The organism is Polaromonas sp. P1_G2 (assembly GCF_056405515.1).
In genome coordinates, this window is the sequence record NZ_JBFUBY010000132.1 from 1 (window position 1) to 10,923 (window position 10,923).

Annotated in this window: 12 protein-coding genes; all 12 read left to right on the top strand. The window is 59.3% G+C overall.

The genetic code is table 11. The annotated features are described in order from the left end of the window. The coding region (locus AC1D0P_RS14590) for a Gfo/Idh/MocA family protein (protein ID WP_477677395.1) at positions 1–894 on the top strand (894 nt) is incomplete at its 5' end. After that, the gene (locus tag AC1D0P_RS14595) at positions 891–2,198 is read left to right on the top strand and encodes a DegT/DnrJ/EryC1/StrS family aminotransferase (protein ID WP_477677396.1); all 1,308 of its coding nucleotides are present in this window, start codon (positions 891–893) and stop codon (positions 2,196–2,198) included. The genes AC1D0P_RS14590 and AC1D0P_RS14595, both read left to right, overlap by 4 nt. Position 2,199: 1 nt before the next feature. Continuing rightward, the gene (locus AC1D0P_RS14600; protein WP_477677397.1) at positions 2,200–2,739 is read left to right on the top strand and encodes a GNAT family N-acetyltransferase; all 540 of its coding nucleotides are present in this window, start codon (positions 2,200–2,202) and stop codon (positions 2,737–2,739) included. After that, positions 2,736–3,491 carry a hypothetical protein gene (locus AC1D0P_RS14605; protein ID WP_477677398.1) on the top strand — a complete coding sequence of 252 codons (756 nt, stop codon included), beginning with the start codon at positions 2,736–2,738 and terminating at the stop codon, positions 3,489–3,491. The genes AC1D0P_RS14600 and AC1D0P_RS14605 overlap by 4 nt, the downstream gene beginning before the upstream one ends. A 46-nt stretch (positions 3,492–3,537) precedes the next feature. Continuing rightward, positions 3,538–4,992, top strand: coding sequence for a hypothetical protein (locus AC1D0P_RS14610; protein WP_477677399.1), 1,455 nt, complete (start codon positions 3,538–3,540; stop codon positions 4,990–4,992). After that, positions 4,989–5,657, top strand: a complete 669-nt coding sequence (locus AC1D0P_RS14615) for an acyltransferase (protein WP_477677400.1) — start codon at positions 4,989–4,991, stop codon at positions 5,655–5,657. Before AC1D0P_RS14610 ends, AC1D0P_RS14615 begins: the two co-directional genes overlap by 4 nt. 66 nt (positions 5,658–5,723) lie before the next feature. After that, positions 5,724–6,371: a class I SAM-dependent methyltransferase gene (locus tag AC1D0P_RS14620; protein WP_477677401.1), complete on the top strand. Its 648-nt coding sequence runs from the start codon at positions 5,724–5,726 to the stop codon at positions 6,369–6,371. A gap of 70 nt (positions 6,372–6,441) precedes the next feature. Then, a complete protein-coding gene (locus tag AC1D0P_RS14625; RefSeq protein WP_477677402.1) occupies positions 6,442–7,383 on the top strand; it encodes a hypothetical protein in 942 nt (313 codons plus the stop codon). A 10-nt stretch (positions 7,384–7,393) separates the two neighbouring features. Continuing rightward, positions 7,394–8,398 (top strand): NAD-dependent 4,6-dehydratase LegB, encoded by a 1,005-nt coding sequence (locus AC1D0P_RS14630; RefSeq protein WP_477677403.1) that lies wholly within the window; start codon positions 7,394–7,396, stop codon positions 8,396–8,398. Positions 8,399–8,411: 13 nt separating this feature from the next. Next, positions 8,412–9,578, top strand: a complete 1,167-nt coding sequence (locus tag AC1D0P_RS14635; protein ID WP_477677404.1) for a LegC family aminotransferase — start codon at positions 8,412–8,414, stop codon at positions 9,576–9,578. Then, positions 9,575–10,192 carry an acetyltransferase gene (locus AC1D0P_RS14640; protein ID WP_477677405.1) on the top strand — a complete coding sequence of 206 codons (618 nt, stop codon included), beginning with the start codon at positions 9,575–9,577 and terminating at the stop codon, positions 10,190–10,192. The genes AC1D0P_RS14635 and AC1D0P_RS14640 overlap by 4 nt, the downstream gene beginning before the upstream one ends. Before the next feature lie 14 nt (positions 10,193–10,206). After that, positions 10,207–10,923, top strand: a 717-nt coding sequence (locus AC1D0P_RS14645) for an N-acetylneuraminate synthase family protein (RefSeq protein ID WP_477677406.1), incomplete at its 3' end; no start/stop codon positions are given.

Genomic DNA, 10,923 nt, shown 5'->3' on the forward strand with positions numbered 1-10,923 from the left:
GTTTACACGCATGCCCGCGCGATTGTTGCGCATCCCGCATTTCAGCTCGTGGGAGGGGTGGATGTTTTGCCCGATCAGCGCGCCCGCTTTGAGCAACACTACGCCTTGCCTGTTTTTGATTCTGTCGAATCCGCAATGCGGCAGCTACAACCGGATGTGGTGGTGATCGCGACGTCCTCCGCATCGCATTGCGCCATCCTCGCCGAAGTCGTCAAGACCTGCCGGCCCAAATTGATAGTGTGTGAGAAACCCCTGGCGTACCAATTGGAGGAGGCCCGGGCCATGGTGCGGATTTGCGAAGACGCCGGAATCGACCTTTTCGTGAACTACATTCGCAGGACCGACCCTGGCGTGATCGAGATCAAGCGGCGGATCGAAAGCGGTGAGATCAGCACGCCGGTCAAGGGAAATGCCTGGTATTCGAAAGGAATACTGAACAACGGCTCACATTTTCTCAATCTGCTCGAATTCTGGCTGGGCGATATAAAAAGCACCACAGTCATAGATTCTGGCCGCCTTTGGGATGACCACGATCCTGAGCCCGATGTAGAAGTCCGGTTCGAGTGCGGTGCCGTGGTTTTTCGCGCGGCTTGGGAGGAAGCCTTTTCCTATTACGGCGTGGAATTGTTGAGCCATTCCGGGCGCCTGAGGTATGAGCGGGGCGGCGAGTTGATCGAGTGGCAGGCAGTGTATTCCGACCCAAGCTTCAAGGGCTATAAAATCCTGGGTAGCGAACGGGAGGAGATTGCCAATGGCATGGCGATCTATCAATGGCACGTCTACGACCAGATCCGCGATCACTTGGCCGGCAAAGCCACCGCGCTGTGCACCGGGCGGCAGGCCTTGAAGACGCTTGAAGCAATCGAATCCATCATTAAACAGAGAACATCATGAGCACAGAGAAACTGGCACTGTTCGGCGGGCCCAAGGCAATTACCCAGCCATTCCAACGATACAACTCGCTCGGCAAGGAAGAGGTCGACGCGGCCCGCCGCGTGGTGGAGAGTGGCAATCTGTCGCAGTTTCTGGGGTGCTGGGAACCTGATTTTTTCGGCGGCCCCAAGGTCCAGGAATTCGAAAAGCAATGCGCCGCGTATTTCGACGTGAAGCATGCCATCACAGTCAATTCCGCGACTTCCGGCCTCATCGCCGCAATCGGTGCGGTCGGTATTGAGCCGGGCGACGAAGTGATCGTGTCGCCCTGGACGATGTGCGCGAGCGCCACCGCAATCCTGCACTGGAATGCGATCCCCGTTTTTGCCGATATCGACCCGGTGACGTTCTGCCTCGATCCTGCATCCGTAGAAGCCAACATCACGCCTTACACAAAAGCCATCATGGCGGTTGATATCTTTGGCCACTCGGCCGATATGGATGCGCTGATGGCAATTGCCGCGAAACATGGGTTGAAAGTTATCTCGGACACCGCGCAAGCGCCTGGCGCCCTTTACAAGGGCAAGCTGGCGGGCACCTTGGCGCATGTCGGCTGTTATAGCCTGAACTACCACAAGCACATCCATACCGGTGAAGGCGGCATTCTGGTCACGAATGACGATGCGATCGCCGAAAAACTACAACTGATCCGCAACCATGCCGAGGCAGTCGTCGCCGGCAAAGGCGTGACTGACCTGAGCAACATGATTGGCTACAATTTTCGCCTCGGCGAAATCGAGTGCGCGATCGGCATCGAGCAGCTCAAGAAGCTCAAGGGTTTCGTCGCCAGCCGCCAGCATGCCGCCGCAGGACTGGCCGCGGGTCTGGCAGGCTTGGCCGGGCTGCGGACACCGGTTGTCCAGCCTGACTGCACGCACGTGTATTACACCTATCCGATGCTTCTGGACGTGGCGCAACTCGGTGTGTCGCGTGCCCGCATCATCGAGGCGATCGAAGCCGAAGGACTTGTGGGGCTGGCGGCCGGTTACGCAAATGTGCATCTGCTGCCCATGTACCAGCAAAAGATCGCCTACGGCTCGTCGGGCTTTCCGTGGTCGTCAGATATCTGCCGCCGCGACGTGAGCTATGCGAAAGGCATCTGCCCCGTTGCGGAGGCGCTGCACGACACGACTTACCTCGGCTTCGAAATGTGCTTGCACCAGCTCACGGATCCGGAAGTGCAGGCGATGGTGCGGGCATTCAGGAAGGTCTGGGCCAATCTGGATGCACTCAGGTCCGCATTCCCCACTGACAGGGGCCATTGAGTTGATCGACGGTTTCGTCAGCCTGTCGGGACGCAAGATATTGCTGCGTCCCTTCGAGCAATCGGACATCACGCCCGAGTACGTTGCGTGGCTGAACGACCCCGAGACCGTGAGATACAGCAATCAGCGATTCATCGTGCACACGGAATCGTCGTGCCGCGCATACCGGGAGAGCTTCCTGAACACGCCCAATCTGTTCCTGAGCGTGAGGWTCCAAGGCGAGGACCTCGCCATCGGCACCATGACGGCGTATGTCTCCCCGCAGCACGGGGTTGCCGATATCGGCATCATGATAGGACGCAAATCGGCCCGGGGACAGGGTACCGGCCAGGATGCCTGGAATACGCTGGTGAACTGGTTCATCGATGAGCGGCGGATCCGGAAGGTGGCGGCGGGCGCGATGGGCAGCAACAAGGCGATGATCAGGGTGATGGAGCGGTCGGGCATGCACTGCGAGGCAGTGCGCCCGAGGCACGAGCTGCTGGACGGCGAGCCCCAGGATCTGCATTTCTACGGCAAATATGCGCAGGCGGCCGATTGAGCGCGCTGACGGTGGAGGAAGAGGGACGCATGAAGATTTTGAAGTCGATCTATTCGTGGTTGAGGCAGCGGATTCCGGAAGTCTATTTCCGGATTCGGCATGCCCATTCGATATTCTCAAAGCGATTCTTCACGCTGTCTGTCTTCGGCCACATCGAGCTGGAGAGCGATTTCGGCCTGAATGAGAGCAAGGCAATAGACCGGGGCAATAAAGCGCCGGACGGGCGCTATTACAGCAGGTACCACACCGTCGACTGGGCCGGCCTGCCTCCGTCCATCAAACAGGCAATCAGGAATTACGACAGCGTGCTGAGGATGTTCCTCGGCGATGGATATCTCGTCAACGACGGGCTGGTGTGGCGCAACTATGCGATTCCGGAGGCGTATCGCAACACCGAACTGTTCAGCCAGAACTGGCACTACGACAAGGTGGTCGATTTCAGGAATGTCCAGCTCTTCGTGCTGGTGAGCGATGTGTCGGTCGACGACGGCCCATTCGAGTTCGTCGCCAATCCGGACGAGCACAAGCTCCTGCCATCGGTGATGGATAGAAACAACAAGGATTTAAACCTGATCGCGCGCAAGCTCACGGGCAAGCGCGGCGACACGCTGCTTTTTTCAACCGGCTCGACACCGCATCGCGCGGGTATTCCGGCTGAAGGCCGGTATCGGGACATCTTCAGCATCGCCTTCTTTCCCGCTTATACCAACATTGGGCAAAGTTCGATTGCCTTGCTTGCGGGGCCGGATTGAAACGACATGACATCGCGCCCCAAATGCAGTCCGCAACGGTCATGACATGAGCAAAATCCTGCTTATAGAGCCCTATGAATTCTTGTCGAATGAATACAGGGGCAATAACAAATACGCCATCTATGCGGAAAAGTCGATCGCCTATTGGTCAGGTGATGCACGCCAGACCGTAGCCATCGCCTATCCCGACGCGATTCCCGCCGACCTAGACATCGATGAAATAAAAGCCAAGATCCACTGGACCATGCCGTTGTGGTTCCGGTGGATGGGACAGGCCGATAGATACGAGGATTTTCAGCACTCCTGCCTGTTGTTCGTCGTCTGCCTTGCGCAGAAAATGCGCGCGCTCGGGGTGAAGTCCGTAGTCTTCTTCACGGGGGTCGCCCACCACATTGAGTATTCCCTGATCGAGGCCGCCTGCCAGATTGCAGGAGCGCAGCAGGTCTATTTATATCCGATGCCTTTTTGTGCATCGCCGAGTCGCTTGTTGCCCGTGGTGCAACACGCTTCGATCCGGGACCGGAGCATTCTGGCGGTAAAGGTCTCGGACAAGCAGGTTCGGGACGAGGTGATTGCCTACCGGGACAACCATCTTGCCGCCAAGCCACCGCAGCTGAACGAAAAGATCGACCGGACGGCGACGAGCTACGGTTATGCGCTTGCGCGTGTCGCGATCTTCGGCGCCAAGGCAATCGCGAAAGCGATATTGAGGAAAAATGCCGGCCTCGTCCGGCATCCGATCGACGAGCGCAAAGACTACGATGCCTTGTCGATACTGAGAATCGTCCGGCACCAGAAACGCGCGCTCGAATACTACCTCTCCAGCATGCTGGATGAGGCTGCGGTGGACCGCCTGATCGAAGCAGAAGGGGCGCTGCCCATCCTGTACGCCCACTATCAACCGGAGGCCTCGACCTTTCCGGAGGGGGGCGATTATCCGACCCATCTGGATGTGGTCATCGCAATCCGGAAACTGGGCTATCGTGGGAAAATCCTGTACAAGGAGCATCCCGGCAGCTGGATTTACTATTCCCGGATCGTTGGTTTCTCGAGGGTCGGGCTGTGCAGGTCAATCGAGTATTTCAGGCAGCTTGCCGCCATGGGTTGCGTCTTCGTGCCGCCGACCTACAAGTTGAGCGAGGCTCGGAGCCGGAAGCTGTTTCCGATCACGGTGACGGGCTCTATCGGGATCGAACGCAGCATGGTCGGGCTCGCCACCTGCTGCGCGGGGCTCCCCTGGTTCAGGGATGCGCCGGGAATCCATGATCTTGCCGGGACTTTCGGCCGGGACGGTGTCTTTTACGACCGGCAGCGTTGGCAGTTCGAGCCAATGGATGGTGTGGATTGGTTTGACCGCGCCCTATCGATGAAGACGATCAACAACTACCCCGGCATAGGCACCGGCGTTTCATCGGGGTCGGCGACGGACAAAGCCGAGTTTTTGAGCGAGTTCGGCGAATTGATGAGGCGGCTGGACAACCAGGTCGCGGCGCCGTCATGAGTTATCTTGCAAAAATAAAAAGAAGGTTGTTGGCCGAAACCGGGTCTGTGTGGTTTCGCCTCGCGCACGGCTTGATGCGCGGAAGGATACGGTCGGACTTCCCGTCGATCGCGAGGTGCCGCTTTGGGATCAACACGGTTTTTCGGGGCGCACTCGCCTTGAACAATAGCGCATTGATCATGGGCGATCAATGCGCCGTGGCCAGCTCGGCGGAACTTGGCGCCGGTGAAGACGGTGTGATCGAGGTCGGGGATGGTGTATCGATCGGCCCCAGAAGCATGATCTCCACGAGCGGCGGGACGGTGAAAATTGGCAGCCGGACATCATTCTTTTCCGATTGCCTTGTGTCGGGCGAGGTTGCCATTGGTGAAGACTGCCTGTTCGCGAACAATGTCACGGTTCTGAGCGGCACGCATCAGATACGCGGCGGCGGCACCATACGTGAAAACGATGCGGCGTTCATGAGATCTCCGGATTACCGCCCGTACGACCCTATCACCATCGGGGCCGATTCGTGGCTGGGAGCGAATTCAGTGATTCTTCCCGGCGTCAGCCTGGGCAAGGGCACCGTGGTCGGAGCTAATGCCGTGGTGACGAAAAACTTTCCCGACTATTCGATCCTGGGCGGAGCGCCTGCCAGGATCATCGGGTCCCGGCTCGCCTAGACCTGAATACCGGCCTGGTTGTCGCCAGGCACGTCGCACTAAACATGCATTGATTGGATCATCAAAGTGAATTTAATTTCCAGAGTTCGCGCCAAAATCAAATCGATCGGTGACCGCAAGCAACAGGCGCTTTACGGCGGCCAGCGGCCGGTCTATCCGAAGAGTGGAGACGGCGGCTTGAAGATACATCTGGGTGCGGGGCCCATCAATATCCAGGGTTGGGTCAGTATCGATGCGCGCCAGGCGCCGCACATCCATTTGAGATCGGAAGGGTTCGCCCTCAACGAGTTTGCGGATGGTGCCATCAGCGAGATCTACATGTGCCATGTGCTCGAGCATTTTTCGTTCGAGGAAATCGATGAAATTCTCCGCAATTTCCGGAAGAAACTGAAAGTCGGTGGCGTACTACGGCTGTCCGTGCCCGACTTCGACCGCCTGGTGGCCGTCTACCAGGCCAACGGCAGCAACCTCGAACTGATCAAGTTCGCCTTGATGGGCGGGCAGGACTACGAGCACAACTTTCACAAGTCGGTGTTCAATCGCGCTGCGCTGGCGGGTCTGCTGGCTTCATGCGGGTTYGAACACATGACTGAATGGAATACCCTTGAGGAGTTCGGCGCGCACCTCGGCGACTGGTCGGAAACGGGTTTCCAGACTCCCAAGGGAGAGTTCCCCATCAGCCTGAACATGAAGGCGATCAAGGCGCAGGCCTAAGCGCGCCACACGCGTTGCGAAACGTTGACGTACCCAATTCATGCTCGTAGAAAACCAATCTATCTGCATCGTGGCATCCACGCTGCCCGTCGGCTTCATCGCGGCGCAGATGGATACGCTGAAGGTCAAAAAGATCTATGTGCTGAGCAAGGCGCACGAGCTGTCTTATCAGAGGTTCAGGAAAAAGCATCCGCAAGTCGAGATCGTCCGCGCCCCCTCCGGCCTCTTAATGCAATCGCTTTATTTCCTGTTTGTCTTGTTGAAGGCGCGCTCAAGCGGTACGCAGGTCGTGTTCTTTCACGAGTGCTGCCTGCCCATGCTCGACCTGCTGCTGACGGTCATCAAGCCGCGTGGATACTATTTTCCGCAGGTGACCATGTCCGGCTTCCAGGAAATCGAGCCCGGAGCGTTCCCGAGAAGCCGGCTGTACCGGCTGCTTGGCTTACTGGGTGTCATCGACCGCTTCAGGTTCTATCGTTCGCCGGCGGTAGGCGACAACGCGATTGAATACGTGATGGCGATCCGCGGCTACCCCGGCTCGATAATCAGCAAGGACGTGGGCTTCTCGCGGGAAGTGGTGTCCAGGTGTTATTCGTGCGGCGGCCAAAAAACCAATAAAATCCTGTTCATTGCAGGGAAGAGTTTTGTTTCCGATGCGAGCCAATCCACGCTTTTCCAATCCCTGATTGACGCCGCCCATGGGCAAGGCTACGTGTGCCACATCAAGGACCACCCGAACCCGGTTTATCGCCTGGATTTGCAGATTGACGGCGCGGTTGTCATTGACCCCTTGCTACCGGTCGAATTGATGGATAAAGACTATCATCTCGCCGTCGGGGTTTCATCGTCGGCGCTGCTGGGTTTCAATGAGCGCGCGGTCAGCTTGGTCCATATGTTCGACGACATGTCGCCGGTTGACAAAAGCTTGTGCGTCAGGCATTTCGAAGAGGCCTTCCCGGGCAACAAAATCAACTACATCCGCTCCCTGGTGGAGTTTGGAAAACTGCTATGAAAGCCTGACAATGAATGTGAATGCAGTCCTGGTTACCGGCGCCGACGGCTTTATCGGCTCCCACCTTGTGGAGCGCCTGGTGCAACAGGGCTACAAGGTCCGCGCCTTCGTCCAATACAACTCCTTCAACTCGTGGGGCTGGCTGGACCAGTGCCCGGCCGAGATGAAGGGGCAGTTCGAGGTTTTTTCGGGCGACATCCGCGACCCGCATGGCGTCAAAACCGCGATGCAGGGCTGCGACGCGGTGCTGCACCTTGCCGCCCTCATCGCCATCCCGTATTCCTATCACTCGCCCGATACCTATGTCGACACCAACGTCAAGGGTACCTTGAACGTCCTGCAGGCGGCGCGCGAGCTCGGCATCAAACGGCTGGTCCATACCTCGACGAGCGAGGTGTATGGCACAGCGCGTTTTGTCCCGATCACCGAGGAACACCCGTTGCAGGGTCAGTCGCCCTACTCGGCGAGCAAGATCGCCGCCGACCAGATGGCGTATTCCTTCTACGCCTCGTTCGGATTGCCTGTCGTCATCGCCCGTCCATTCAATACTTACGGCCCGCGCCAGTCCGCGCGTGCGGTGATCCCGACCATCATTGCCCAGATCGCCAACGGCAAGAAGCAGATCAGTCTGGGCGCGGTATCCCCGACCCGCGACTTCAATTTCGTGCAGGACACGGTGAACGGTTTCATCGCTGCCCTGGAGTCCGATCGCGGCATAGGCGAAGTCGTCAATTTCGGCAGCAACTTCGAAGTGTCGATCGGCGAAACCGCCAAGCTGATCGCGGAGGCGATGAACGCGGAGGTGGAGATCGTCACCGATGAGAACCGCCTGCGTCCTGCCAATTCAGAAGTCGAGCGGCTTTGGGCCGACAACACCAAGGCGCTGGAACTGTTCGGATGGGCGCCGGCCTACGGCGGCCGCGACGGGCTTAAGCGCGGGCTTGCCGAAACAGCGGCGTGGTTTCTACGCCCTGAGAATCTGCGCGGCTACAAGGCCGACATCTACAACATCTGATCAATCCCACCAAGTGCAGACACCACAGAATATCCCCGCACAGGTAGTGCAGGCCCTTACACAGGTATGCGGCCCGGGCCCGGTCGCCTTGCATGAGCCGCGTTTCGGCGGGCAGGAATGGGCCTATGTCAAGGACTGCCTGGACTCCACCTTTGTCTCGTCCGTCGGTGCCTATGTCGACCGCTTCGAGGCGGACCTGGCCCGGTTCACCGGCGCGAAACATGCTGTCGCCGTTGTCAACGGCACCGCCGCGCTGCATGTGGCGCTGCTGCTGGCCGGAGTCGTGCCCGGCGACGAGGTGCTGATCCCCGCGCTGACTTTCATCGCGACAGCCAATGCCGTGCGTTATTGCGGCGCCACGCCGCATTTCGTGGACAGCAACATGGAGACACTCGGTCTCGACCCGGCAGCGCTGCGCGAGTGGCTCAAGCATTGCAGCGAGCAGCGCGGCGGCGTTTGCGTGAACAAGCAGACCGGGCGCCCGATCCGTGCCCTTCTGCCCATGCATACCTTGGGGCACCCGTGCGATCTGGCCGGCTTGCTGGCGGTGGCCGGTGAGTTCGGCCTTGCGCTGGTCGAGGATGCCGCCGAGTCGCTGGGCAGTCTCTACCAGGGCCGCCATACCGGAACCAGCGGCCTGGTCGGAACCCTGAGCTTCAACGGCAACAAGACCATCACCACCGGCGGCGGCGGCGCCATCCTGACCAACGACACGGCCCTGGCGCGTCGTGCGAAGCATGTGACCACTACCGCGAAACGCCCCCACAGCTGGGCGTTTGAGCATGACGAGGTTGGCTACAATTACCGCATGCCGAATATCAATGCCGCCCTCGGCTGCGCCCAGCTTGAGCAGTTGCCCGGATTTCTGCAGTCGAAGCGCCGCCTCTATGCCAAATACCTGGCCGCTTTCGCGACGACACCGGAGATCAGCCTGGTTGCCGAGCCCGCCGGCTGCGAAAGCAATTACTGGCTACAGGCCATCATGTTGAGCGAGACTGTCGCCGGGCAGCGCGACGAGGTACTGAAGGCGACCAACGGCGCCGGGCTGATGACACGCCCGGTCTGGACCTTGCTGCATCGCCTGACCCCCTATCTCGACGCCCCTCGCGCTCCTCTACCTGTCGCCGAGTCACTCGAGCGTCGCCTGATCAACATTCCCAGCAGCGCGGGTTTGGCGTGAAGCCCCTGCTGCTCATCGGCGGCGGCGGCCACTGCCGCTCCTGCATCGATGTGATCGAGGCCCAGGGCCAGTACACGATTGCCGGCATCGTCGACTTCAACGAAACGGATGCGTCGGCCCGCCTGGGCTATCTCTGGTTGGGAAGCGATGACAACTTGCCGGACCTGCTCGAGAAATACCCGTCGGCACTGGTCACGGTGGGGCAGGTAAAAAGTCCCGATATCCGAATGGCCTTGTTTGAAAGACTGCAAGCCCTGGGCGCTGACTTCCCCACAATCGTCTCGCCGCTCGCGCATGTTTCACGTCATGCGGTGGTGCTACCTGGCACGATCGTCATGCATGGTGCGATAATCAATGCTGGCGCCACGGTTGGCGCAAACTGCATCATCAATAGTCAGGCCCTGATTGAGCACGACTCGATCGTGGCAGCGCATTGCCATATCTCCACCGGCGCCAGGCTGAACGGGGACGTGCATATCGATATGGGCTCGTTTGTTGGCAGCGGTGCGGTCGTCCACCACGGCGTGCGGATTGCCAGCCGTTGCGTCGTCGGCGCAGGCGCCATAGTGGTGAAAAATTTGACCGAAGGTACGATCTTTCGGGGTACGCGATGAATAGTGCTCGCACTTTGATTATTGCCGAAGCCGGGGTTAACCATAACGGCGATATCGCCATGGCCAAGCGTCTCATCGAGCTTGCAGCCGAGGCGGGCGCCGACATGGTCAAGTTCCAGACTTTCTCGGCCGATCGCCTCGCCACCGGTACCGCCGGCAAAGCCGAATACCAGGCCCAATCCACCAGCGCGACCGAGTCGCAGCACAGCATGTTGAGCCGCCTCGAGCTGAGCGCCGAGATGCACGCAGTGCTGGTCGAACATTGCCGCCAGCACGGGATCGCCTTCTTCAGCACCGGCTTTGATATCCAGAGCCTGGATTTTCTGGTCGGTCTGGGGCTGGACCGGATCAAGATCCCTTCCGGCGAAATCACCAATCTGCCCTATCTGCGCCATGCGGGCGGGCTGGGTAAACCTTTGATCCTGTCTACGGGCATGGCCTCGCTGGGCGAGATCGAAAACGCGCTGGCCGTGTTCGAGGCCGCCGGCGTTTCTCGTGATCAGGTGATCGTGCTCCACTGCAATACCGAATATCCCACGCCCATGTCCGACGTGAACCTGCGCGCCATGCAAAACATCGGCAAGGCGTTCGATGTCGCCGTCGGCTACTCCGATCATACGCAGGGCATCGAGGTCGCGATTGCCGCGGTTGCGCTGGGTGCTTGCGTGATCGAAAAGCATTTCACCCTGGATCGCAGCCTGCCCGGCCCCGATCACGGCGCGAGCCTGGAG